Below are 24,933 nucleotides of genomic sequence, written 5' to 3' on the forward strand. Positions count from 1 at the left end.
GCCGGCCGGTCAACCGTCAGTATCGAAGGCAGGTTCCTTGTTCCGTCTGGCTCAGCTCTCCCTGGCTAACAGGGCGCTCATCGCGCTCATCACCATCCTCGCCTCGGTCTTCGGCGTCATCACGCTCGGATCGCTGAAGCAGGAGCTCATACCCTCGCTCGAGTTCCCCCAGATCACGGTCCTGTCCACCGTGCAGGGAGCCTCGCCCGAGTACCTCGACCAGCAGGTCAGCGAGCCGCTCGAGGCCGCCCTGAGCGGTGTCGAGGGCCTCGAGTCCTCGTCGTCCACCTCGCGCACCGGCGTCTCGACCGTCAGCCTCGTGTTCGTCTACGGCACCAACCTCGACCGGGCACGTGCACAGGTGGACCGGGCGATCTCGACGGTGCGCCCCACGCTGCCGGAGGACGTCGAACCCCAGGCCCTCGCCGGCAGCATCAGCGACCTGCCCATCGTGTTCATGGCGGTGTCCTCGGACCAGTCGCTCAGCGAACTGAACGGCGACCTCGCCCGGCTGACCGTTCCCCGCCTGCAGAAGATCGACGGCGTCCGTACCGCCGACGTCTCCGGGGGTACCAGCCAGCACGTCGCGGTGCTTCCCCGGCCCGGCGCCCTCGCGGCGGCAGGGCTGACGGTCGGCGACCTGACCAGCACGCTCGAGGACAACGGGGCGCTCTTCCCCGTGGGGACCCTCGAGGAGGACCCGCGGTCCCTGACCATCCAGGCGGGCAGCCGGATCGGCTCCCTCGAGGACATCGAGGCGCTGCCGGTCCTGCCGTCGTCGGGCAGCGCACCCGCGGGTCCGGCGGTCACGATCGGCGAGCTCGCGGAGGTCGGCCTGGCCGACGACGAAGCCACCTCCGTGACGCGCACCAACGGCGTGGAGACCCTCGCGCTGACGGTGACGAAGGTACCCGACGGCGACACCGTGGAGATCTCGCAGGAGATCGTGGCCCTCGTCCCCGATCTCGAGGCGGAGCTCGGCAGCGCTGCGGACATCACGGTGGTGTTCGACCAGGCGCCGTTCATCGAACGCAGCATCGACGACCTCACCACCGAGGGCATCCTGGGCCTCGGATTCGCCGTCCTCATCATCCTCGTCTTCCTGCTCTCGGTCCGCTCCACCCTCGTCACCGCCATCTCGATCCCGCTGTCGCTCCTCATCACGTTCATCGGGCTCTATGCCGCGGGCTACTCCCTCAACCTGCTGACGCTGGGCGCACTGACCATCGCCATCGGACGCGTCGTGGACGACTCGATCGTGGTCATCGAGAACATCAAACGGCACCTCGGCTACGGCGAGGAGAAGCGCGAGGCCATCCTGACGGCGGTGCGGGAGGTGGCCGGGGCCATCACGGCGTCGACGCTGACCACCGTCGCCGTCTTCGCGCCCATCGGCTTCGTCGGCGGCCTCGCCGGCGAGCTGTTCCGGCCCTTCGCCGTCACGACGGGCATCGCCCTCCTGGCGTCCCTCGCCGTCTCCCTGACCATCGTCCCGGTCCTCGCCTACTGGTTCCTGCCCCGGACGTCGCCGGGCCGCCGCGGGGCACGCCATGCCGTGACGATCCCCGCGGACAGCACCCACGAGGCTCCGCCCGCGGAACGTCCGTCCCGCCTCCAGCGCGGCTACCTCCCGATCCTCGCGGGAACCCAACGCCACCCCGTCATCACGCTCGTCAGCGGGCTGATCGTCCTTGGCGCCACCGCTGCGATGGTCCCGTTCCTCCCCACGAACCTCCTCGGGGGCTCGGGCCAGAACAGCTTCTCCATCACGCAGACCCTTCCGCCGGGGACGAGCCTCGCCACGACCTCCGAGGCGGCCGGCCGTACGGAGCAGGTACTGGCGGACGTCCCCGAGATCCGCGACGTCCAGCTGACGGTCGGCAACGCCGACGGTGCCTTCGCCGCCCAGTTCTCCGGCGGAGCCTCGGTGGCGACGTTCACCGTGATCACCGATGAGGATGCGGACCAGGAGGCGCTGCAGGAGTCCGTGCGCCAGGACCTCGAAGGGCTGCAGGACGCGGGCATGTTCTCCCTCTCGAGCCAGCAGGGAGGCTTCGGAACCTCCAGCACCATCGACATCGACATCACAGCTCCGGTCGCCGAGGACCTCGAGACCGCGAACGGCGCCGTGCTCGACGGCATGCAGGGACTCGACGGTGCCGGAGAGGTCACGAGCAACCTCTCGGCCGCGCAGCCGCAGGTCCAGATCGACGTGGACCGGGCCGCCGCCGTGGGCGCCGGCCTGAGCGAGGGCCAGATCGCCGGCCTGCTCGGCGGAAGCATCAGCCCGGTTCCGGCGGGTTCCGTGCGTTTCGAAGCGGACGACTTCCCGGTGCTGATCGGCGAGGGCACGCCGATCACGAGCCTCGACCAGCTCCGCACCCTCCAGATCCCGACGGCGCGGGGCCCCGTCCCGCTGTCCGCCGTGGCCTCGGTCGACGAGGTCCAGGTACCGCTCTCGGTCACGAGCGCGAACGGGGAGCGGACCGCACGGGTATCCATCACGCCGGCCGGGAACGACCTCGGCACGCTGACGGCGGCGGTGAACGAACGCCTCGAGGGCATCGACCTGCCCGCCGGCGCGACGGCCACCGTCGGCGGCGCGTCCACCCAGCAGGCGGAGTCGTTCGGCCAGCTGTTCCTGGCGCTCTGGGCGGCCGTCGCCATCGTCTACGTCATCATGGTCGCGACGTTCAAGAGCCTCGTGCAGCCGCTGATCCTGCTCGTGTCGATTCCCTTTGCGGCCACGGGCGCCATCGCCCTCCTGCTGATCACGCGGATCCCGCTGGGGCTGCCCTCGCTCATCGGCATGCTCATGCTCGTGGGCATCGTGGTCACCAACGCGATCGTGCTGATCGACCTCATCAACCAGTACCGCCTGCCGCGCAACGGGATGCCCGGCCTGCGCGTCCCGGATGCGATCCGCGAGGGTGCGCGCCAACGTCTGCGACCGATCCTCATGACGGCGCTGGCCACGGTCTTCGCGCTGACACCGATGGCCCTCGGCCTGACCGGAGAGGGCGGATTCATCTCGCAGCCGCTCGCCGTCGTCGTGATCGGCGGACTGGTCTCGTCGACCGCGCTGACGCTCATCCTCGTCCCGGTGCTCTATCGGCTGATCGAGGGCCGCCGCGAGGAGCGGGCGCTGCGCCGTGAGGCCGGTGCCGCAACCTGATACGACCGCCCGGCGGTCGCCTGGAAGCGTATACTAGATGCAAATGTATCTAGTATGCCGGCGGTGCCGGCAGGAGGCCGGGAACAGCCATGGCTGACCAGTTGGACACCCACGCGCAGCACAGCGGCGCCGAGGCGGCGGCCGACGGCGCCGGGGGCTCAGGCGATCCCGCCCCCTCCTCCGTGCGGCAGGCATCCGAGACCTGGGAGTCGCTGTTCCGGGCCCAGGTGGGCGTCATGCGCCGCATCCGGCAGGATCCCGTCTTCCGGGAGCTGCCCATCGGGGAGTACGACGTCCTGTTCAACCTGAGCCGCTGCCCGACCGGCTGGACCCGCCTGAACGAACTCAACAACCACCTCCTGATCAGCCAGCCGAGCCTGAGCCGCATGGTGGATCGCCTCGAGGCGAAGAACCTGGTGCGGAAGCGGCCGGCGGAGAATGATCAGCGCGGCGTCGAACTGGCTCTCACGGACGAGGGCAGGGCACTGCAGCGGCGGATCGGTTCGGCCCACGTGCAACGGATCCAGGAGGTGCTGGCACCGGTCCTCGGTCCGGCCGAGATGGATCAGCTCAGGGCGCTGACGGACAGGATCAACGCGGGTCTCGGGCAGTAGCCCCGGAGCGGAGCGCCGTCGGGCTCAGCCCAGCGCCAGCCGCTCGGCGGCGTACTCCACGGGGAGCTCATCCACCGTCGCGGTCACCGACAGGCTGGAGAGTTGCAGCGCGCCCCCGATCGTCGAGAGGAACGCCGTGTCCGTCGCGTCCCTGCCGGTCGCGATACGCAGCATCGAGGCGCGCGGCGCGAGACCGGTCGCGTCGACCACGTGCCATGCCCCGTCCACCCAGGCCTCGACGACGGCGTGGAAGTCCATCGGGCTCAGGCCGGGCGCGTAGACGGATACGAGGCGTGCAGGGATGTCCCGGGCCCTCAGGAGGGCGATCACGAGATGCGCGTAGTCCCGGCAGACCCCCCTGCGGGCCAGGAGCGTGTCCACGGCGCTGTCCGTGAAGCGCGAGGACCCCGAGACATAGGTCAGCTCCGCGGCCACCCAGTCCCGTACGGCCTGCAGGAGGTCCCCACCCTGCACGTCAGGGAACTGCGCGTAGGCCGTGGGCAGGATCCTGTCGGACTCGCAGTAGCGGCTCGGACGGACGTACCGCACCAGGTCGACGTCGTCCCTGGGCGCGGCCGCCGCCGAACCGGTGACTGTTGCCCGGTACCGGACCTCGAGCGACGCGGCCTCCGGGGTGGTGAGCAGGTGCAGCCTCGTGCCGTCCCTGTCCTCCCGCTCGCGGAGGTCCGCCGGGCGTCCGTCGACCAGCACCGACAGCTCCTCCTCCACCGCCTCGTACCCGGCCGGGCCTGCCACGGCGATCGACAGGACCACCTCGGTGCCCGCCGTCGTCACGGCACCGAGATCGGCGGAGACAGTGCGTCGCATGGTTCGTTGCTCCCGGTAGGCGGCTGGATCGCCTCCAACTCTATGCTGTTGCGGGGCGGTAACCTCCGACGTCGGCGGGCACCACGGCCCGGCAGGACGAACCAGCAGGAAGGAACACCATGAGCGACTTCACAGCGGATGCCATCGGCGATCTGACGGGCAGGCGCGTGGTCATCACCGGCGCCAACAGCGGGCTGGGACTCCAGACCGCCGTCGGGCTCGCGCGGAAGGGCGCCGAGGTGGTGCTCGCGTGCCGGAACGGGCAGCGAGGGCGCGAGGCGGAGCAGAAGGTCCGCTCGCTGGCCGGCACCGAGCGGGTCGAGGCGCGCACCCTCGACCTCGCGAGCCTCGCTTCCGTCCGTGATTTCGCGGCCGGCCTCAGCGGACCGGTCCACATCCTCGTCAACAACGCCGGGGTGATGGCCACCCCGAAGTCCACGACGGCGGACGGCTTCGAACTGCAGTTCGGCACCAACCACCTCGGCCACTTCGCACTGACGGGCCTGTTGCTGCCGAACCTCCACGAGGCCGGATCCGCCCGTGTCGTCACGCTCTCCAGCCTCGCCCACAAGCGGGGACGCATCGATTTCGACGACCTGCAGTCGGAGCGGGGCTATCGCCGGTGGCGGGCGTACGGGCAGAGCAAGATCGCCAACCTGTACTTCATGGTGGAACTCGACAGGCGCGCGAGGGCAGCGGGCTGGGACCTGACGTCGGTGGCGGCACATCCCGGACTGGCGAACACGAACCTCACGGCGGGGATGCAGGCGCCGGCCGTGCTCGACGTCTTCGGCGGCTTCTTCAGGCTCATGGGCCAGTCCGATGCCGATGGCGCACTACCCACGCTGTACGCCGCCACCTCGGAGGACGTCCGGGGTGGCGACTACTACGGTCCGTCCGGCCCCGGCGAGACCCGCGGCGCCCCCCGCCTCGTCGCCCCGGTGCCCCGGGTGCTGGATCGAGACATCGCCGCGCGGCTCTGGAACCGCAGCGTCGAGCTGACCGGGGTCGATTATGCGGCCCTGCAGCCGGCGGGCTGATCCGGCCTAGGCGGCGGGCGGCGCAGCGACCTGCACGGACTGGATCATCTGGCGGATGGTCGCGAACTCCGGGGTGCCGTAGTACGCCTCCGCCTCCCCGATGGTCCCGAAGGACACCGTCTGCGGCCCGGTGTTCGCCGGCGCCTTGGGTGCCAGCACCTCGAGGTCGCCGAAACTGAACCGGCCGAGCCCCTCGCCGCCCTGCACGGTGTTCGGCAGGGCGCACGCCAGTCCGTCGGCGCCGCCCACCTGGTCCGTGATCCCGTACGCACCGAAGAATCGGAATCCGGTGATTAGCCGGACCACGAAGCGGGGCTCGATGTCCGCCGCGGCCGGCGGCTCACCGGTCAGCTCGAGCGGCTCGCTGCCGATGACGTAATAGGGCGTCCTCTCCGCCTCCGGGCAGGGGGCTTCGGCTGTCAGGATGCCGGTGTGCAGTTCAGCGGTGGTGGTTCCCTCGGGGGTGCGGACGGCGTAGTGCAGCGAGTCGGGGGCGTAGGCTCCGGGCTCGGGCTGCAGCGGCTGCACCACCCAGTCCCGTGGAAGCTCGAAGCTCACGAGCCGAGCGGGATCGGTGAAGACCTTCCACCCCTCCCGCGCCTCACGCAGCGGTTCCGCGGTGGGTTCGGCCGCGGGAGTGGAAACAGGGGCCGACGGCTCAGTGCCTGCCGGCGCCTGGGTGCAGGACACCAGGAGGACACCCGCGAGCGCTGCCGCGGCCATGGTGCGCGCAACGCTCCCCGACCGACGCTGCGCCCTCCTACTGGATGCGATCTTCATCGTGTCCCTCCTGGCCGTGTCCCGGTGCCGCCAGTCTAGGCGTCGGTCAGTGCGCCGGGGCTTCGTGCCGCGCCGAGGGATCGGACCGTGCCGAGGGATCGCACCGTGCCGACCGCGGCGACCACGGCGTCGGCCGCCTGCCGGAGGTCCTCGGGAGGCGTGTCCTGTGTCCACGAGAACCGCACGGCGGTGGACGCCGTCTCCTCGTCCAGGCCGAGCGCCAGCAGCACCGCGGAGGGCTCGTCGGAACCCGCAGCACACGCGGACCCGCTCGAGCAGATGACGCCGCGGCGTTCGAGTTCCAGGAGGACGGCCTCTCCGCTGACTGCAGGAAAGCAGAACGAGGCGAGGTTGGGGAGCCGGTGCTCGGCGTCGCCGGTCAGGATCGACCCCGGGACGCCGTCGAGGATGGCTCCGCTGAACACGTCCCGGTCGGCACTCGCGGTGTCCGCGGCTCCGGGAAGTGCGCCGTGCGCGAGCTCCAGCGCCCGCGCGAGCCCGACGGCGCCGGCCACGTTCTCCGTGCCCGACCGGCGTCCGCGTTCCTGGCCGCCGCCGTGCAGCACGGCCTCGCAGGGCGTGCCCGCGCGGAGGTACAGCAGGCCGATCCCCTTCGGTGTGCCCAGCTTGTGGCCCGAGATGCTGAGGGCCGTGACCCCCAGGCGGTCGACGTCCAGCGGAAGCCAGCCCGCGGCCTGCACGGCGTCGGTGTGGAAGGGCACGCCGGCGCTGCGGCAGACGGCCGCCAGCGCCGGGATGTCCTGGACCGTCCCCACCTCGTTGTTGGCGTACATGAGGGTGCACAGGGTGGTGCCGACCTCCAGGGCCGCGGCCAGCGCCGCCGGGGAGATGAGGCCCGTCTCCGAGACCGGCACGATCGTGACGCGGAACCCGTGGAACGTCCGGAGGTAGGCCAGGGCCTCCAGCACCGCCGGGTGCTCGATGGCGCTCGTGACGACATGGCGCCCGCGCGGTGCCGCGAGGGCGATGCCCTTGAGGGCGAGGTTGTCGGCCTCTGTGCCGCCCGACGTGAAGATGATCTCGGAGGGCCTGCAGCCGAGCAGCCCCGCGACGCGGGAGCGTGCCCGCGAGAAGTGCGTGGCGGCGGCCTCACCATAGGCGTGGTGGCTCGACGGGTTGCCGAAGGTCGCCGTCAGCAGGGGCCACATCTCCTCGAGGACCTCCCGCCGTGCCGGCGCCGTGGCCGCGGCATCCAGGTAGATCATGGACGCCCCGACGCCGCGGGGGGCAGTGGAGCGAAGTCCAGCCCGAGGTCGAGGGACCGGACGCTGTGCGTGAGGGCGCCCGCGGAGATGATGTCGACGCCCGTCGCTGCGATGGCCGCGACGGTGTCCAGCCCGACGTTGCCGCTGGCTTCGGTGAGGGCGCGCCTCCCGATCCGGCGCACGCCCTCCGCGAGGTCGTCGAGGGTGAAGTTGTCGAGCATGATCGTGTCCACCCCCGCGGCGAGGACCGGTTCGATCTGGTCCAGCCGGTCCACCTCGACCTCCACGTGGACCGTGTGCGGCAGCCGGCCCCGGACCGCCAGGAGGGCTTCGGTGAGGGCCCCGGGACCGTCGACCGCGAGGAGCGCCAGGTGGTTGTCCTTGACCATGACGGCGTCGGAGAGGCCGGAGCGGTGGTTGGAGCCTCCACCGCATCGGACGGCCCAGCGTTCCAGCACCCTGAGCCCGGGGGTCGTCTTCCGGGTGTCGACGATGCGCGCGTGCGTGCCGGCAGCGGCGTCGACGAACGCCCTCGTCATCGTCGCTATGCCGCTGAGGCGCTGCGCGATGTTGAGGGCCGTACGTTCCGCGGTGAGGATGCCCGCCGCCGGTCCGCTGATCTCCGCGAGGGTGTCGCCGGCGCCGAAGCGGGTGCCGTCCGCCTGCGGGAAGGCCACGCGGATGCGCGGGTCGGTGAGGCGCATGGCGGCCTCGATCGCGGCCGTCCCGCAGAGGATCCCCGGTTCGCGCGCCGTGACCGTCGCCGTCGCCGTCCGGTCGGGATCGATGAGCGCCTGGCAGGTGATGTCACCCCAGGGTGCGTCCTCGGCCAGAGCCGCGGCGACGACGGCGTCGATCAGGTGCTGCGGCGGCCGTGCGGCCGTCGTCGCGGTGGCCGGCGTGCCGGCTGTGGTCTGGGTCATGGCGTTCTTCCTTGGGCTCGTACGTAGGACCGGCTCGGGGCGGGGCGGGAGGCATCGTCGGGCTGGTCCGAGCGGTAGTGCGCTCCGCAGGACTCGGCCCTGCCGGCCGCCGCATGCACGAGAAGCCGCGCACACAGCAGCAGGTTGGCCGTCTCCGGGTCGCTGCCCGGCCGGTAGGCGGCCAGGTGCTTGCGGGCGAGGTCCAATCCGTCCCCCGTGCGCAGTACACCGGCGTGGTCGGACATGAGGGACCGCAGGTCCGCGCGTGTGAAGTCCTGGGTGGCCGTCGCCTCCGCCTCGAGGTCGAGGAGCTCGGCGTCGAACCGCGGCGCTTCTCCCCCGCCGTCGACGATCGCCGTCGCGCACCGGGCACCGAAGACCACTCCTTCGAGCAGGCTGTTCGAGGCGAGCCGGTTGGCGCCGTGCACGCCGGTGCAGGCCACCTCACCCACCGCGAAGAGTCCCGGGACCGAGGTCCGCCCGTCCGTGTCCGTCCGCACGCCGCCCATCCAGTAGTGGGCCGCGGGCACCACCGGCACCGGGGAGGAGGACCAGTCGAACCCGTACCGGGCGGTCAGCGCCGTGAGGAACGGGAAACGGCCGGCCAGGAATGCCTTCCCGAGCGCGGTCGCGTCGAGCCAGACCCGCGATGCCTGCACCGTGTCGGCATCCGTGGCCGTAGCCGTAGCCGTATCCGTATCCGTGGCCCTGGCGCGGGCCAGGTGGCGGGCGATGCTGCGGGAGACGACGTCGCGCGGTGCCAGGTCCCCGTCGGGGTGGTAGTCCTCCATGAACGCGTGTCCCCGGGCATCCAGGAGCCGCGCGCCCTCGCCGCGGACGGCTTCGGAGACGAGCGGGTTCCCCGGGACGTCCAGGGAGGTGGGGTGGAACTGGAAGAACTCGAGGTCGGCGACCACGGCGCCTGCCCGCCAGGCCAGGGCCACGCCGTCGCCGGTGGCGATCGCCGGGTTGGTCGTGTGCTCGAAGAGCTGCCCGGCTCCGCCCGTGGCGAGCACCACGGCGTCCGCCCCCAGCTGCCGCACCTCCCCGTCCTGGAGCAGTTCGACGCCGGTGGCGCGTGGCGCGTCTCCGGGACGTCCCTCGAGCAGGACCCGCGTCACGACGGCGTTCTCGACCACGCGGATCCCCTGGTCGCTGCGCACCGCGGCGGCGAGGACATCCACCAGGCCGGCACCGGTCGCGTCACCGCGGATGTGCAGGACCCTCGCGGCGGAGTGCGCCGCCTCGCGGCCCAGCGCGGGTGCCGCGCTGCCGGTCGCGGTATCGAAGGCCACCCCGGCCTCCTGCAGCGTGCGTATGCCGTCCGCGGCACCCTCGCAGAGGACCGCGACGGCGTGCTGGTCGGCAAGGCCGGCACCGGCAGCGAGCGTGTCCGCGATGTGTGCCTCCACCGAGTCGGACTCCCCCTCCTCCGTCGCGGCGCCCCCGGCCTGTGCCAGGTGCGGGACGACGGCGGCGATACCGCCCTGCGCGTACCTCGTGTTGCTCTCGACGAGGTCCGCCTTGGTGAGCAGCACGACGTCCCAGCCCGGATCGAGGCGCCGGACCGTGAGCGCCGCCTGCAGCCCGGCGACACCGCCACCGACGACGACGGCGCGGCGGGTACCGGGACGGGCGCCCGTCCCGCGCACCGGAGGATCCGGTGTCACGGCTGCACCGCGAGCATGCGGTTGAGGGCGACGCGGGCATGGGCGGTCACGGCGTCGGGCACCGTGATGCGGTTGAACACCCGGCCGTCGACGAGTCCTTCCAGCACCCAGGCGAGGTACCCGGGGTGGATGCGGTACATGGTCGAGCACGGGCAGATGACGGGATCGAGGCAGAAGATCGTGTGCTCGGGGTACTGCGCCGCGAGCCGGTTCACCATGTTGATCTCCGTACCGACCGCGAAGGTGCTGCCCGGCTCGGCGGCCGCGATCGCCTTCCGGATGTAGTCGGTGGAGCCTGCCTCGTCGGCGGCATCGACCACGGGCATCGGGCACTCGGGGTGCACGATCACGCGCACCCCCGGAAAATTCGCGCGTGCCTTCTCGATCTGCGCCACGGTGAAGCGCTTGTGCACCGAGCAGAAGCCGTGCCAGAGGATCACGCGGGAGTCCCGCAGCGTCTGCTCGTCCGTTCCGCCCCAGGGCCTGCGTGGATTCCACATCGGCATCTGCTCCAGCGGCACGCCCATGGCCTTGGCGGTGTTGCGCCCGAGGTGCTGGTCGGGGAAGAACAGGACGCGCTGTCCACGCTCGAACGCCCACTCGAGCACCGCGGCGGCGTTCGAGGAGGTGCAGACGATCCCGCCGTTCTCGCCGCAGAAACCCTTGAGGGCGGCGGACGAGTTCATGTAGGTGACGGGGATGACCGGCTGCCTCCCGTCGGCGTCCGGTTCCGATCCGAAGAGCGCCGTCAGCTGGTCCCAGCACTCGGAGACGGAGTCGATGTCCGCCATGTCGGCCATCGAGCAGCCCGCCGCGAGGTTGGGCAGGATCACGGCCTGCTGCGGCGTCGACAGCATGTCCGCGGTCTCCGCCATGAAGTGGACTCCGCAGAAGATGATGGCCTCGGCCGAGGACCGTTCGGTGGCAGCGCGTGCGAGCTGGTAGCTGTCCCCCACGAAGTCCGCGTACTTCACCACCTCGTCGCGCTGGTAGAAGTGCCCGAGGATGACGGCGGATTCACCGAGGAACGCTTTCGCCGCGAGGATCCTGCGGTCGAGGTCCTCGGCCGAGGCGGTCCGGTACTCCTCCGGCAGTTCCCCCTGGCGGGGCGTCTCGGGCGGGGCTGCGTCTCCCATGGATGCCCCCGGGCCGTAGCCCGGCATGGGAAGGGCGTCGAAGGACCAGGGATCACGGGCGAGGTCGGGTGAGCAGGTCGCGGTCGACAGGGACGCTTCCGACTCGTCGCGTGAGTGCTGGATGGCGGTGGGAACGGACACGTGCTTCTCCTTGGAGTGGGGTCGGCCGGGCACGGCCGGCGACGGAGTCGGAGTCGGGGCTGGAGTGGGACGAGCGCGGTGGCACCGGATCAGGCCGGTTCTCGGGCCGCCGGTGCGCGGGCTGCGGGTGCGCGGGCTGCGGGTTCGGCGGCTGGTTCGGCAGCTGCGGGTTCGGCGGGTGCGCGGGCTGCGGGTTCGGCGGGTGGACCGCTCGCCGAGCCGGCGTCCGACGTCGATGCTTCCGCGGGTGTCCCGGTGTACCGGTAGAGGCGCGGCGGGCGGTTGCGCCCGCCCTGCAGCACCTCGTCCGTCGCGGCGATATCCTTCGCGGACCGGAGCTGGCGCCGGAAGTTCGCCGGATCGAGGTGCCTGCCGAGCACCGCCTCGTACACGCCCCGGAGCTGCGCGAGCGTGAAGCGCTCGCCCAGGAAGTGGTAGGCGACCGAGCCGTACTCGATCTTGCCGCGGAGTCGCTGGAGGGCGTAGGCCACGATCTCGTCGTGGTCGAAGGCGAGGCCTGCCGCATCGGCGGCACGGAACCACCGCACGTTCTCGGACTCCCGGGCCAGGTCGGCCTGGTCCGGCCGGACGAGTGCCCAGTACACGATCGAGACGAGGCGCTGGGTGGCGGACCGGTCGAGGCCACCGAAGGCGTACAGCTGCTCGAGGTAGGTGGGCTCGAGGTCCGTCGTCTCCCTCAGGTTCCGCGCTGCGGCGTCCTGCAGGGACTCCTGGCCACCCAGCGGCCCTCCCGGCAGCGCCCAGCGCCCGAGGTGCGGCTGCCGGATACGCCGGACCAGCGGGAGCCAGATCTCGGACCGCCCCGACCCGGGGTCGGTGCGGAGCGCGAAGATGACGGTGGAGATGGCGAGGGAGGGCGCCTGTGCCTGCCGCTCCGAGACGTTGGCCGAGCTGTGCATGACGGCCCTTTCGCCTCCCGCATCATTCCCCTTGTTAGGGTCAGAATGACTATAACTCATTCGGCGTGCGCTGTCAGGACGTCCGGCATGTTCGGACTGCGGTCGACGTCTCATTGCGGGCCGACCGGACCCCCGGGTTGCCCCGCGGGCGGAAAGTGTCTAAAGTCACAGTCGTCGGCCCGAGGGCCGCGCGGCGGGGATGTGTTCAACGGTGCACATATCTCTGCCGCCCTTACCATGGGGGCATGGACCACCACGCCGTACACGCCGTCGAAGGCGTCGACCCCCACCTGTCCATCACGCGCAGCGATGCCGCCGATCCGCGCCCCCTGCCGCCGATCCTGCTTCTGCACGGCTTCGGTTCCTCGTCCCGGCAGAACTGGATCGACACCGGCTGGGTGCGCTTCCTGGGGGACGCCGGGCGCAGCGTGATCATGGTCGACCTGCCCGCGCACGGGGACAGCGCCGCGCCGGATGACGCCGCCGCCTATGCCCCGAGCCGCATGCGGGCGGACATCTTGCAGGCCCTGTTCGATGAGAGGGTGCTGCCCCTCCGCGAGGACGACCGGACCTCCGGCGTAGACATCATCGGCTACTCCCTCGGCTCGCGCCTGGCGTGGGAGTTCGGCGCCACGCAGCCGGAGATCGTCCGCAGGATGGTGCTCGGCGGACCCGGCACGGGAGATCCGCTCGCCGCCTTCGACCTCGAGGGAGCCGAGCGCTTCCTCGCCGGCGGCGCCCCGCCGCAGGATCCGGCCACCGCCGACCTCCTGCGCATGGCGCAGGCGGGCCCCCACAACGACCTCCCGTCGCTCCTGGCGATGGTCTCCGCGATCAAGACGGAGCCGTTCGACCCACGAGGCGCCGTGCCGAGGATGCCCCTCCTCCTGGTCTCGGGCGACCAGGACGAGTACAGCGGCGGCATCGAGGACCTCGGCGACTGGGCTCCGCAGGCGAGGATCGCGACGCTGCCGGGCAGGAACCATGCGAATGCCATCACCGCCAGGGCCTTCAAGGATGCGGCCGTCGCGTTCCTCGGCTGAGGACTCCTGCGCGAATGTCCGCCGACGCGTGCGTGGCAGCGCCATTCAGGCGGTGCACCCGCGTTATACTGAAACTGATCAGCAGCCTTATGGTGAGGCTCGGCGATGATCGATACCCACAACCTGTAGCGGGAGGACACCCATGGATGTGCTCCTTGCTGACCGGTACCAGACCACCGACCTGCTCGGCGTCGGCGGAGCTGCTTCGGTGTACCGCGCCGTGGACAGGAATCTCGGTCGCGATGTCGCCATCAAGATCTTCAATCCCACGACGGCGGACGACGACAACTACCGACGCCAGCACACGGAGACGATGCTGCTCTCCACCCTGAACCACCCGGGTCTGGTGACGCTCCACGACGCCGGCATCCACGAGGACGACGAGGGCCGCACCACGGGGTTCCTGGTCATGGAACTCGTGGACGGCGAGGACCTCCGGCACCTCCTCAAGCGCGGCGCACTTCCCGCCGAGGACGTCGCCCAGCTCGGCGCGGACCTGGCGGACGCGCTGGCCTACATCCACTCCGAGGGAGTGGTGCACCGGGACGTCAAGCCGGCCAACATCCTGATGTTCCACAGCGGGGACAACGCCACACGCCTGTACGCGAAGCTGACCGACTTCGGTATCGCCCGGATGGTGGAAGCCACGATGGCCACGGCCATCGGTGCGACGATCGGTACTGCGAACTACCTGAGCCCCGAGCAGGCCAAGGGCGACCCGCTGGACGAGCGCAGCGACATCTACTCCCTCGGGCTCGTGCTCCTCGAGTGCCTGACCGGCGTCAAGGCCTTCCCCGGCCCGGTGGTCGAGGCCGCGCTGGCGAGGTTGCTGCGCGACCCCGAGGTGCCTGATTCGCTCGGCCCCGACTGGAGCGACCTCCTGCGCCGGATGACGTCGAGGAATCCGGCCGACAGGCCGTACGCGCATGATGTCGCCCTGCACCTGCGGAACGACACCGACGAGCATTTCGGTGGCCATCGACCCACCGCCGGCGCCTCGGTGGCGGTTTCTGCGCTGCCGGTTTCTGCGACGCCGGTTTTGGGGGCGCCGGTTTTGGGGGCGCCGGCTTCGGTGGCGGCCCAGGAGACGGATGTCGTCACCGGTGGCGTCTTCACGGGCAACATCCACATCCCCGACCCGCCGACCCGCGCCCCGAGCATCAGCTGAGTTCCATCAGCAGCTGAAGCACGCCGGCGAGCTGCTGAGACAGCTCGCCGGCGTGGTCCGCAAGTGTCGTAGGGCCCGCGACGCTCCTAGGAGCCGCCGTCGTCCTCTTCGGGTTCGAAGTTGCTCGCCTCGTCGGTGGATCCGGCCGCCACGCCGTCGTCGCTCACGGGGATCGTTCCCTCCGGGCCGATGCCGTCCGTGTCGTCCGTGTCGTTCTGCCCGGTGCCTTCGGTACTCATGCTTCCTCCTGTGTCTCGGATGTCCTTTGATCCTATGCTCGGCCCGAGGCAATTGACAGCAGGCTGATCATTGTCCGGAGCAAGGATCAGGGACGGGGCGGCCGCAGCGCGACGGCGGACGCGGCCCCGAGGACGAGCAGGACCCCCGCCGCCGACGCCGGGACGACGGCGGCCCCGGCCGCCCCGGCGGCTTCCGCGAGGGTTCCGGCGAGGGCCGAGCCGATCGCGGTCCCGGCGACGATGCCGCTCGCGAGCAGCGTCATGACGGTGCCCAGCCTGTGACCCGGGGCGACGGCGGAGCCGATGGAGAAGATGGTGACCATGGTCGGGCCGACGAAGACCCCGAGGACGAACAGCACGGCCAGCATGGCGGGGATGGAGTGCGGGAGGGCCAATGCCGCGGCAGCTCCCGCCATGCCCGCCGCCGATGCCATCCACCGGCCGGTGTGGCCGAATCGCTGCGACCAGTAGGCCACGGACAGGGCGGCGAATGCCGAGCTCAGTCCCATCACCGCGTACAGCAGCCCGGAGGACTCGGCCACGCCGAAGTCCCCGGCGAACGCCGTGAGGAACGTCTGTGTGGAGCCGAAGAACGTGCCGATGGCGATCATGCCCGCCACGGGAAGCAGGACGAGCGCGGGCCGGTAGTCCCGAGGCGCCGCGGTCTCCGCGCCTTCCCCACTCCCGGCGGTGCCGGCAGCCGGTGCGTCATCGCTGAACGCGACGGTCCGGTGCACCGCGAAGGCACTGACGAGCGTGATGGTGAGGGCCGCAGCCAGGGCGAGCGGAAGCCACGGAGCGATGAGGCTCGCGAGCAGCCCCACGAGGGCGGGACCGAGGACGAACGTGAGCTCGTCCGCTGTCCCTTCGTAGGAGAGCGCCGTGTCGAGATCCGACCGGGGGGTGCGGCGCGTCATCGCCATCCACCGGACCCTGGCGAGCGGACCGATCTGCGGGCAGGTGAAGCCCATGGCGAAGGAGGTTGCGAGGACGAGCGACAGGGCGTTACCGCTGAAGCCACTGCTGGTCAGCGTCACCACCAGCAGCGCGGCAATGGCCACGGTGTTCAGGACCGCCGACGCCAGCAGGACGATCCGCTGCCCACGCTTGTCCGCGAGGAAGCCGAGGAGCGGGGCACCGAGCGCGGAGCCGATACCGACGGCGCCTGCAGCGAAACCACCTGCCGCGTAGGAGCCGCTCGCAGTCGTGACGAGCGTCAGGGCTCCGACGGTGAGCATCGCGAGCGGAAGCCTCGCGAAGAGGCCCAGGACGAGGAACGAGGTGCCCGCGAGCTGCGGGAGGACACCGAACCTGCCGAGGCGGGACCGCCGGGGGCGGTCGGGGGCCGGAGTGGAGGACGAGCCCGCAGGGGGGAAGGAGTCCGGCGAAGCCGGTGAAGGGATTGTGTACATGCGCTTTCCGGGTGCATCAAACGCGCATCGTCCCCCCTCCCGATGCGCCCGACCCGGTAACCCGACAAGTTTACACGCCGGCCGGTTGCTCCACATAGCGCAGGATGGAGCCCTGCCTGCCCTTCAGGACCTGCAGTTGCGCCGCCACCCGCTGTTTGAGTTCGGGCACGTGGCTCACCAGGCCCACGACCCGGCCACCGCTCCTCAGCCCTTCCAGGGCGTCCATGACCTGTTCCAGCGCCTGGTCGTCCAGGGACCCGAACCCCTCGTCGACGAAGAGGGTCTCGATATCCAGGCCTCCCGCTTCCTGCTGCACCACGTCGGCCAGTCCGAGGGCCAGTGCGAGCGATGCCATGAAGGACTCGCCGCCGGAGAGGGTCGAGGTGTCCCGCCTGTTGCCCGTCCAGCCGTCGATCACGTTGAGGCCGAGACCCGACCTCTTGTTCCCGGACGTGGCATCGCTGTGGACCAGCTGGTACCGGCCGTCGGACATCTGCAGCAGGCGCTCGGTGGCGGCGGCTGCGACCTGTTCGAGCCGCGACGCCAGCACGTAGGTCGCGAGGGACATCTTGTAGAGGTTCTCCCCGCCGCCGCGCGCTGTGTCGGCGACGGCCGAGACCCGGTGCGCTTCTTCGCGCAGCGGTGCGATGTCGCGTTCGAGGTCGGCGAGCTGCGCGGCGTAGCTGTCCAGTTGCGCGACGGAGTGCCCGAGCACCTCCGCACCGATGCCGGCCCGATGTGCTCGCGCCCGGAGGTCGTCGGCGGCAGCACCGGCGTGCCGTTCGTCCTCCTCGGTAGGGGGTGTGACGCCGTCGCGTTCCTCGCGCAGGGCCTCGCGGATGCCGTCGTCGTCCCATGCGGCGTCCAGGTGGTGTCCGCGGACCTCGTGGTCCCTGATCGCCTGCACCGCGCGGGCGTGACGGTCGTCCGGCAGCAGTGCCGCGCGGGCTCCGTCCCCCGTGCTGAAGGGCGTGCCGAGGAGCGCTTCCTCGAGCCGCCGGCGGTTGTCCTCCCGGCGGGCCGCAGCGCTTCCTAGGGCGTCGAGTGATTCCCGAACGGCCTCGAGGTCGTCGAAGGCCGCCTGGACCTGGTCGATACGGGCCGCCAGCGAGGACGAGCTGCCCTGCAGGCCACTGAGCCGCTGCGCGAGGGTCTCCTCCTGGTCGAGCAGCGACGACCGCCGCGACTGTGCCGCGGCGCGTTCATCCCGCAGGGCATCGCGTACCGCACCGGTCCTCTCCTCCTCCTCCGCCGCGCGGCGCATCCGTTCCTCGAGGGCGGCACACTCGGCGTGGGCGGCCTCGGCGTCCTGCAGCCTGAGGCGGGCGGTACGCGTCAGCGCCGCCGCGTCCCCTGGCTCGGCGTCGCCGCCGCGGGCTGCGAGTTCCGCCACCTCCAGGCGTGCCCGGTCCCGCACTTCACGGGCATCGTGGAGCGTCGCTTCGGCGTCCGCCTGCAGGCGGCGTGCGGACTGTTCCTCGTCGAGGGTGATGCGGTCCCCTCCTGGGGAGGTCACCGGGGCCGGGTGCTCGGGGCTGCCGCACACCGGGCACGGCTGCCCGTCCTGCAACTGCTCGGCGAGTTCCTCGGCGGCCTGCTCGAGCCGTAGCTGCAGCTTGGCGAGCCACTCCTCCTTCAACTGCAGGAACCGCTCCGACGCTGCCCCGTGCTCGGTCTCGGCCGCATCGCGGCGGCCGGCGGCGGCGAGGTACTGCTCGACCGTCTCCTCCGCCCGCACGGCCGCGGCGAGATCGGCTCGGAGGTGGGTCAGTCCGTCGGCGGCCCGGCGCAGGTGGACGACGCTTTCGGCATCAACCGTGCGCTCGCGCTGAAGGCGGCCGATCGCCTCCTCCGCGTCGCCGATACGGGCGTCGAGCTGCCGGGTCCTCCCGGCCAGGGACTGCAGTTCGGACCGCACGTCCAGCAGCCGCTGCTCATCCGGCAGCGCCGCGCGGAGGACCCCCAGTGCGGAGGAGGACGCCGCGCAACCGTCGGTCAGCAGGCCGCGTGGCACCTCGTCCCCGGACAGGTCGTCCTCATCCAGGTACTCGGCGGCCGTCGCATTCTGCCGGAGGCGCAGCAGGGCGTCTCCGTGCAGCGTGCGAGCCCGTCCGAGTGCTTCCGTGCCTTCGTCATCGAGCCGTAGCAGGGCGGTCAGTGCCTGGGCCTGGTCGTGACGGCGCGTCAGCTCCTCGAGGCCCTCGATCTCCTGCGCGCGCCCCTCATGATGCTCGCGCTGGGACCGAAGCGTGGCGAGGGCTTCGGAGCGGGCGCGCTGTCGTCGCAGCAGCGTCAGTGCGCCGTCGGCGAGTGCGCTCTGCTCCGCCAGCTCCGTGCTCTCGAGGGCGGCAGCATCCCGGCGCTCGGCGAGGGCTGCGGCCAGATCCCGCATCGATGCCGCGAGGTCCTCGGAGGAGCCCTGGTCGGCACCGGCGGCCACTACGGCCAGGCCGTGGCGTTCGGCTTCATCGACGGCCCGCAGCAGGAGGTTCCGCTGCTTCCCCTCCTGCTCGGCCAGCTTCCGGGCGATCTGCTGGCTCGCCTCCGCGAACAACCCCTCGAGGTCCTCGAAGCGGGTGGTCGAGAAGAGCCTCTGCAGCAGTTCGCGCCGCGGCTTGGCGTCGGCCCGGAGGAAGGCCGCGAACTCGCCCTGCGGCAGCATCACCACCTTGGTGAACTGTTCCTTGTCCATGCCGAGCAGGGACTGCAGCTCCAGCCCCGCCTCGTCGTTGCGCGCCGACTTCTGGACCCAGTCGAATCCGATCCGCTCGCTGAGCAGGGTGCGTGCCTGCTCCGTGGTCGTTCCGCCGCCCCTCCGCGCCGGGCGTTCCCAGGCGGGTGACCGCACCACCTGGAAACGGCGGTCGGCGATGGAGAACTCGAGGGAGACCTCGGGAGCGACGGACTCGGCCGCGTGGTCGCTGCGCAGCCTCTTGGCGGAGTGGCGGGCTCCGGGCACCGAGCCGTAGAGCGCGAAGCACACGGCGTCGAGCACACTCGACTTGCCGGCGCCGGTGGGACCGTTGAGGAGGAACAGCCCCTGGCTCGAGAGCGCGTCGAAGTCCACGCTCTGCCGGTCGGCGAAGGGCCCGAAGGCCTGGATCTCGAGCTGGTGCAGTCTCATGGGACGTTCCTAGCGTTCGTGGGCGAGGCTCAGTGCGGCGTCGACGGTCGACCGGACGAGGGCCTGCTCCTCGGGTGAGGCCTTCCTGCCCCGGACGTGTTCCAGGAAGCCGCAGCAGATGTCGGCGTCGTCGCGCGCCTCCGCGATGCGCTGGCTGTAGGTACGGGCGTCGTCCCGCTGCCCTCCCTCGGGCGCGAAGGCCAGCACGAGGGTGTCCGCGAAACGTGTCCTCAGGCGCTCCATGGCGCGGGCGGGCCGCTCACGGTCGGTGAGGGTGATGTGGCAGTAGGCTTCCTCGGCCCACTGCAGGTCCTCGCGTCCCAGGAGGTCGTCGAGCGTGCCGCTGAGGACGGCAAGCTCGCGAGCGGCCGGCCATTCGACGGCGCGGACCTCGCGCACCCCGTCCGGCGTCACGTCCAGGAGCCAGGCTCCCTTGTTCTGGTCGACCTCCGAGAAGGAGTACGCGAGCGGTGAGCCCGAGTAGCGCACCGTCTCCGAGAGCTTCTGCCTGCCGTGCAGGTGGCCGAGCGCGGCGTAGTCGAAGCCGTCGAAGAGCGAGAGCGGCACGGCACCGAGACCACCGATGGCGAGGTCGCGCTCACTGTCGGAGGACGCGCCGCCCGCGGCGAACGTGTGGGCCAGGACGATCGACACGACACGCCGCTCGGCCCGCCGGAGCACCAGGTCCTCGCGGACGCGGTCGAGCGCTGCGCCGGTCACCGCGGTGTGCGTGGCCGCATCGGCCTTGAGGCCGTCCGCGACCACGCGGGGCTCGAGATAGGGGATGCCGTAGACCGCCAGTTCGGCAGCGGGTCCCAACGGCCAGGTCACCGGCACAGCGATGTCCTCCATGCGCGTTCGCAGATGGACGCCGCCGCGGGCCAGGATGCGACCGCCGAAGCCGAGCCTCGTGGCCGAATCATGGTTGCCGCTGCTGATGACCACCTGCGCACCGGCGACGGTCAGCCGTTCCAGGGCCTCGTCGAACAGCGCGACGACATCGACGGCGGGCAGGGCGCGGTCGTAGACGTCACCGGCCACCAGGACGACGTCGACAGCCTCCTCGCGCACGGTCTTCTCGAGGTTGTCGACGAAGATCCGCTGGGCGTCGATGGTCCCGGTGCCGTGGAACGACCGCCCCAGGTGCCAGTCGGATGTGTGGAGGATCCTCATGATTTTCACGCTACCGCCGCGCGCCGACATTCGAGTGTTCAGCGCGCGGCGGGGCCCGAGATGGCGCTAGCGGACCGGTCCGGAGGCGCCGGGGGCGTCGTCGCCGGACGTCGTCCCGCGCGCTTCGCGAACGCGCCCGTCGCGGGCGGGTTCGTCGAAGAAGGATGCGGCATCACCGGACGCCGTGTCGCGGAAGCCGCTGGAGTCGGCCGCCGTCGGGCTGTCATCGACGGGCGAGCCGTGCTGCGGTTCGGCCGCAGCGGCAGCGGCACCGGCACCGGCACCGGCACCGGCACCGGCACCGGCGGGAGCCTGCACAGCGTCCAGCGGCGCGTCCCTGCGGCGGGCCGGCGCCGGGGAATCGACGCTGCGGAAGACCAGTCCCGCGATCAGTGCGCCGACGATGGGTGCGACCCAGAACAGCCACAGCTGACCCAGTGCCCACGAATCGGCGAAGATCGCCGAAGCGGCCGCGCGGACCGGGTTCATGCCGCCGTTGGTAACCGGCAGGAGGAAGGAGAGCAGCCCGGCATAGGTGAGGCCGACGGCGAAGGGTGCGAGGTCGCGCCGGGCGCGCTGCGAACCCGCGCCCAGGAAGACCGCCACGAGGAGCGCGGTGGCGACGACCTCCAGCAGGAACGCGCTGGTCAGGGGGAACTGTGCCGCCGAGTGCTCGCCGAAGCCGTTCGATGCCGAGCTGAAGAAGTCGCCGATGTTGGTGAGCTGGGAGTTGGCGCTGAGCACGAGCCAGATCAGCCCCGACGCAGCGACCGCTCCGAGCACCTGGGCTAGGACGTACGGAGCGACCGACCTCCAGTCCGTCCGGCCCGCGACCGCGCACCCGATGGTGATGGCGGGGTTGAAGTGGCCGCCGGACACGTGGCCGAAGGCGATCATCGCGGCGACGACGGCGAAGCCGAAGACCAGCATGGGCTGGAGCGAGGTCTCCGTGGCCAGCATGGTCGCACCGAGGCCGGCCAGGATGACGAGGAACGTGCCGACCGCCTCGACGATCGAGCGCGCCACGAACCCGGGGGCCTGCAGTCCGTCGTGCCTGGTGCCGTCGTGCCTGGTGCCGTCGAGCCTGGTGCCGTCGAGCCTGGTGCCGTCGAGCGCGGGTTCTGCCGTCGCTCCGGCCGGTGTCGTGGGGTGGGTCATGATTGCGCAATCCTTCGATGGTGCCTCGGGAGACCGCCCGGTGCTTGTCCGGGCCGCCGACAAGCCTTCCATCCTAGTCTGCACGGCGGCTGGGAGGACCAGGAGCTCCGGGGTCCCGGGCCTCCCTAGACTGGACGGGTGACCACTGACAGTACTCCCGCACCCTCCCCCGCGAACCCCGGCTACGAGGACCGCGTCCTGGGTTGCCTGCTCGGCACGATGGCGGGGGACGCCCACGGCCTGCTGCGGGCCGCCGGCGATGATCCGTCCGCCGCGCTCGCCGACCCTGCGTCCCTCGCCGTCTCGGACGCCACCCACCTGACCCTGTACACGGTCGACGGCCTGATCGAGGCTCTGGAATGGGCCAATGACGGGGTCGCCGCGGACGAGACCGCCTGCCTGTGGCTCTCCTACCTCCGCTGGCTCGGCCGCCAGGGTGAACACCTGCCGCCCAACGCGCCCGCAGCGCCCGCGCGGTGGCTCGACCGGCAGGAGGACCTGCTGCCCGTCCACGATCCCGACGCCGACACCGTACGTGCCCTCCTCACGGGCGAGATGGGGACGCAGGCCAGGCCGCTGAATCCGCGTGCAGAGGGGCCGGGCGCGCTGATGCGCTCCGCTCCGTTCGGGCTCGTGCCGCGCATCCCCGCGAGCATGGTCGAGCGCCTGACGATCGAGGCCGCGGCGCTCACCCACGGGACCGCCGCCGCCCGGAGCACCGCTGCCCTTTTCAGCAACGTCATCAGGTCACTCGCCATCGAGGGCGTCAGCCTCGACGAGGCCGTCAGCGCCGCCCGGGGGGAAGAACACCACCTGGCCGACGGCGCAGGGCACGACGGCGCCGCGGCACTGTCGGCCGGTGAGGCGGCAGTCGCCTCGCACGGCGGAGGATCGGCCGCCGCCGGCAGGACGGCGGCGGGAACGTTCGAAGCCGCACTGCAGGCCGTCCTCGAGGCCGGCGCCGGGGCGTCGTCACCCCGGGACCAGCTGGCAGCGGCTCTGGCCCACGCAGCAGGAGCGGGCAGGCCCGATGCCTCACCGGTGGTCGCCTCCTCCGTGGCCGGCGCCATCATCGGTGCGCTCCACGGCACGGCTGCCGTCCCGTCGGCCTACCTCAGCGCCTCGGGGGTGCCCCACGTCGTCCGCACCATGGCACGGACGCTGCTCTCCGCGACGACGGGCTCCTGACCCATGTGGGATCCGGCCGCGCTTCCCCCGCTTGCCGGCCGGCGCGTCCTCGTGACGGGCGGTAATGCGGGCCTCGGCTACTTCGCCTGCGAGCAGCTCGCCGGAGCCGGAGCGGACGTGGTCATGGCATCGCGCAGCAGGGACAGGGCGGAGCGCGCCATCAGCGCCATCCGCAGCGTGCATCCGGATGCCGTCGTCACCTTCCAGCCCCTCGACCTGGCCGATCTCTCCTCGGTGAGGGCGGCCGCCGCGACCATCGCCGCGGGCCCCCCGCTGGGCGGCCTGCTGGCGAACGCCGGCGTCGTGGGCTCACCGCTCAGGCGCACGACGGCGGACGGCTTCGAACTGCAGTTCGGCACGAACCACCTCGGCCACTACGCGCTGATAGCCCTCCTCCTTCCGGCGCTGTCGGCCGCCGCGACGAGGATCGTCCACCTCGGGAGCATCAGCCACCGATGGGCGCGACTGACGCCGTCGTCGCTCCAGCCGTCGACGTACCGCAGCGCGAGCGCCTACGCGACGTCCAAGCTGGCCGTCATGTCCTTCGGCTTCGAGCTCGCGCGGCGCCTGGACCTGACGCGCAGCCCGGCGACGAGCGTCGTCGCCCACCCGGGCCTCGCCCTGGGGATGTTCACGCCGGACCGGCCGGGCGTCGAGGCGCGCCGGGAAGCGGCAGGATGGCAGCGGGGGATCATGCAGCCGGTCGCCCAGGGGAAGCATGAAGGGGCCTGGCCGCTCGTGCGCGCCACGATCGACACCGACATCCCGAACGGGTCCTACTGCGGGCCCGACGGCTGGTTCCAGCTCACGGGACGCCCCGCGCTCGTGCCGGCGGAACCCCGTGCACGGGAGAGCAATGCGGCCTCGAGGCTCATCGACCTGTCGGCCCACCTCACCGGGGTGGACCTGCGCTTCTGAGCGGAGGTCCGCGAGCGGGCTACTGGCTCTCCGCGGGCCACCGGCCGCCGGTCATCTGCAGGAACTCGGCCTCCGAGAGCACCTCGATCGCCTGGCCCCGCTCGTGCAGTTCCAGGACGCGCCGTGCCTTGCCCGTCACGCGGCCGTTGCGCAGGTCCGAGGCGACGAAGCCGTCACCGACCACGAGGACCGTTGTCCTGCGCGTGACGGAACTGGCCGGTTGCGCTCCCAGGCGTGCCGCCCGTTCCTTGGCCTGCGGACGCGGGATACCGAGGTTCCCGGTGAAGACGACGGTCTGCCCGTAGAGCGGGTGCCGCGGGTCGGCCTGCGCGTTCGCATGCGGGTTCTCGCCCTCCTCGGGCCAGCCCGACCAACCCGACGGCGAGGATCCGCGTTCGAGTGCCGTGCGCGTCGCCTTCGACAGCTCGTCGACGCCCGGTGCGTACGGCTCGGCACGGGACAGCGGGAGGTTGTGGTGCCCGAGGACGTCCTCGACGGTCGGGGCGCCGTACCGGCGGGCGATGTCGATCATGATGCCGGCGCACGCGCGCGCGTCCTCGACGGCGTCGTGGTGGTTGAGGAGCGGCACGCCCGCTGCCTCCGCGACGAACGGCAGGGAGTAGGACGGAAGCGAGTAGCTCCTGCGTGAGAGCACCACGGTGCAGGCGTAGTCCCAGGCGGGGCCCGGGAGGGCGGAGACTTCGAGCGCCGACCGGATGACGCCGAGGTCGAAGGCCGCATTGTGGGCGACCAGGACGTCGGAGCCGATGAAGCCGCCGATCTCCGGGAACAGGTCACCGAAGCGGGGGGCATCCTCGACCATGCCGGAGGTGATGCCGTGGATCGCGATGTTGCGGGAGTCGAAGTGGTCGTGCCCTACGGGCGGGCGCATCAGCCAGGACGCCTCTTCCACGACCCGGCCGTCCCTGACCTTCGTCAGGCCGACGGCGCACGGGGAGCCGCGGAAGCCGTTCGCCGTCTCGAAGTCGATGGCCGTGAACGCGATTCCCACGTGTACCAGTTTACCGCCCGCTTCCCCACCCCCCGTTCACGCAGC

Annotated in this window: 20 protein-coding genes; 7 read left to right on the plus strand and 13 right to left on the minus strand. The window is 71.4% G+C overall.

The annotated features are described in order from the left end of the window. Nucleotides 1–37: 37 nt before the first annotated feature. Together ACIQCY_RS10585 and ACIQCY_RS10590 are read left to right on the plus strand one after the other, a co-directional pair. On the plus strand, nt 38–3,175 hold the full coding sequence (locus tag ACIQCY_RS10585; protein WP_400483851.1) for an efflux RND transporter permease subunit: 3,138 nt from the start codon (nt 38–40) through the stop codon (nt 3,173–3,175). Nucleotides 3,176–3,264: 89 nt separating this feature from the next. Beyond that, nucleotides 3,265–3,789 carry a MarR family winged helix-turn-helix transcriptional regulator gene (locus tag ACIQCY_RS10590; RefSeq protein WP_400483852.1) on the plus strand — a complete coding sequence of 175 codons (525 nt, stop codon included), beginning with the start codon at nt 3,265–3,267 and terminating at the stop codon, nt 3,787–3,789. A gap of 24 nt (nt 3,790–3,813) precedes the next feature. On the opposite strand, the gene ACIQCY_RS10595 is transcribed toward ACIQCY_RS10590, so the two are convergent. Beyond that, complete coding sequence (locus tag ACIQCY_RS10595) at nt 3,814–4,617, minus strand: transglutaminase family protein (RefSeq protein WP_400483853.1); 804 nt, start codon at nt 4,615–4,617, stop codon at nt 3,814–3,816. Between the two features lie 119 nt (nt 4,618–4,736). On the opposite strand from ACIQCY_RS10595, the gene ACIQCY_RS10600 reads away from it, so the two are divergent. Continuing rightward, entirely contained in the window at nt 4,737–5,657 is a 921-nt protein-coding gene (locus tag ACIQCY_RS10600; protein WP_400483854.1) for an oxidoreductase, read from the plus strand. Nucleotides 5,658–5,663: 6 nt separating this feature from the next. Here ACIQCY_RS10600 and ACIQCY_RS10605 read toward each other — a convergent pair whose 3' ends face one another. The 6 genes from ACIQCY_RS10605 to ACIQCY_RS10630 form a co-directional block, all read right to left on the minus strand. Then, on the minus strand, nt 5,664–6,437 hold the full coding sequence (locus ACIQCY_RS10605) for a hypothetical protein (protein ID WP_400483855.1): 774 nt from the start codon (nt 6,435–6,437) through the stop codon (nt 5,664–5,666). Nucleotides 6,438–6,472: 35 nt separating this feature from the next. Beyond that, complete coding sequence (locus tag ACIQCY_RS10610) at nt 6,473–7,663, minus strand: cysteine desulfurase family protein (RefSeq protein WP_400483856.1); 1,191 nt, start codon at nt 7,661–7,663, stop codon at nt 6,473–6,475. Beyond that, nucleotides 7,660–8,586, minus strand: coding sequence for a carboxylating nicotinate-nucleotide diphosphorylase (gene nadC, locus ACIQCY_RS10615; RefSeq protein WP_400483857.1), 927 nt, complete (start codon nt 8,584–8,586; stop codon nt 7,660–7,662). The genes ACIQCY_RS10610 and nadC overlap by 4 nt, the downstream gene beginning before the upstream one ends. Further along, complete coding sequence (gene nadB / locus ACIQCY_RS10620) at nt 8,583–10,256, minus strand: L-aspartate oxidase (RefSeq protein ID WP_400483858.1); 1,674 nt, start codon at nt 10,254–10,256, stop codon at nt 8,583–8,585. Before nadB ends, nadC begins: the two co-directional genes overlap by 4 nt. Continuing rightward, a complete protein-coding gene (nadA, locus tag ACIQCY_RS10625) occupies nt 10,253–11,533 on the minus strand; it encodes a quinolinate synthase NadA (RefSeq protein ID WP_400483859.1) in 1,281 nt (426 codons plus the stop codon). The genes nadB and nadA overlap by 4 nt, the downstream gene beginning before the upstream one ends. 89 nt (nt 11,534–11,622) lie before the next feature. After that, the gene (locus ACIQCY_RS10630) at nt 11,623–12,453 is read right to left on the minus strand and encodes an NrtR DNA-binding winged helix domain-containing protein (protein ID WP_400483860.1); all 831 of its coding nucleotides are present in this window, start codon (nt 12,451–12,453) and stop codon (nt 11,623–11,625) included. A 245-nt stretch (nt 12,454–12,698) separates the two neighbouring features. Here ACIQCY_RS10630 and ACIQCY_RS10635 point away from each other — a divergent pair, with 245 nt between their 5' ends. Beyond that, nucleotides 12,699–13,496 (plus strand): alpha/beta fold hydrolase, encoded by a 798-nt coding sequence (locus tag ACIQCY_RS10635; RefSeq protein WP_400483861.1) that lies wholly within the window; start codon nt 12,699–12,701, stop codon nt 13,494–13,496. A gap of 142 nt (nt 13,497–13,638) precedes the next feature. Then, the gene (locus ACIQCY_RS10640) at nt 13,639–14,664 is read left to right on the plus strand and encodes a serine/threonine-protein kinase (protein ID WP_400483862.1); all 1,026 of its coding nucleotides are present in this window, start codon (nt 13,639–13,641) and stop codon (nt 14,662–14,664) included. A gap of 86 nt (nt 14,665–14,750) precedes the next feature. On the opposite strand, the gene ACIQCY_RS10645 is transcribed toward ACIQCY_RS10640, so the two are convergent. The 5 genes from ACIQCY_RS10645 to ACIQCY_RS10665 form a co-directional block, all read right to left on the minus strand. Continuing rightward, the gene (locus ACIQCY_RS10645) at nt 14,751–14,903 is read right to left on the minus strand and encodes a hypothetical protein (protein ID WP_400483863.1); all 153 of its coding nucleotides are present in this window, start codon (nt 14,901–14,903) and stop codon (nt 14,751–14,753) included. 86 nt (nt 14,904–14,989) lie between these two features. Continuing rightward, the gene (locus ACIQCY_RS10650) at nt 14,990–16,315 is read right to left on the minus strand and encodes an MFS transporter (RefSeq protein WP_400483864.1); all 1,326 of its coding nucleotides are present in this window, start codon (nt 16,313–16,315) and stop codon (nt 14,990–14,992) included. 70 nt (nt 16,316–16,385) lie between these two features. Then, nucleotides 16,386–19,439, minus strand: a complete 3,054-nt coding sequence (locus ACIQCY_RS10655) for an AAA family ATPase (protein WP_400483865.1) — start codon at nt 19,437–19,439, stop codon at nt 16,386–16,388. A 9-nt stretch (nt 19,440–19,448) separates the two neighbouring features. Beyond that, nucleotides 19,449–20,612 (minus strand): exonuclease SbcCD subunit D, encoded by a 1,164-nt coding sequence (locus ACIQCY_RS10660; RefSeq protein ID WP_400483866.1) that lies wholly within the window; start codon nt 20,610–20,612, stop codon nt 19,449–19,451. A 66-nt stretch (nt 20,613–20,678) separates the two neighbouring features. Further along, nucleotides 20,679–21,770, minus strand: coding sequence for an aquaporin (locus ACIQCY_RS10665; RefSeq protein ID WP_400483867.1), 1,092 nt, complete (start codon nt 21,768–21,770; stop codon nt 20,679–20,681). 138 nt (nt 21,771–21,908) lie between these two features. Between ACIQCY_RS10665 and ACIQCY_RS10670 the strand changes: the two genes are divergently transcribed. Together ACIQCY_RS10670 and ACIQCY_RS10675 are read left to right on the plus strand one after the other, a co-directional pair. Continuing rightward, a complete protein-coding gene (locus ACIQCY_RS10670; RefSeq protein WP_400483868.1) occupies nt 21,909–22,958 on the plus strand; it encodes an ADP-ribosylglycohydrolase family protein in 1,050 nt (349 codons plus the stop codon). 3 nt (nt 22,959–22,961) lie between these two features. Then, the gene (locus ACIQCY_RS10675; protein ID WP_400483869.1) at nt 22,962–23,876 is read left to right on the plus strand and encodes an SDR family NAD(P)-dependent oxidoreductase; all 915 of its coding nucleotides are present in this window, start codon (nt 22,962–22,964) and stop codon (nt 23,874–23,876) included. Between the two features lie 19 nt (nt 23,877–23,895). Here the strand turns inward: ACIQCY_RS10675 and ACIQCY_RS10680 are convergent, their stop codons facing one another. Continuing rightward, nucleotides 23,896–24,888 carry an exonuclease domain-containing protein gene (locus ACIQCY_RS10680; protein WP_400483870.1) on the minus strand — a complete coding sequence of 331 codons (993 nt, stop codon included), beginning with the start codon at nt 24,886–24,888 and terminating at the stop codon, nt 23,896–23,898. Between the last annotated feature and the right edge of the window lie 45 nt (nt 24,889–24,933).

This window comes from Arthrobacter sp. NPDC092385, assembly GCF_044755105.1.
Classification (GTDB): Bacteria; Actinomycetota; Actinomycetes; order Actinomycetales; family Micrococcaceae; genus Arthrobacter_D.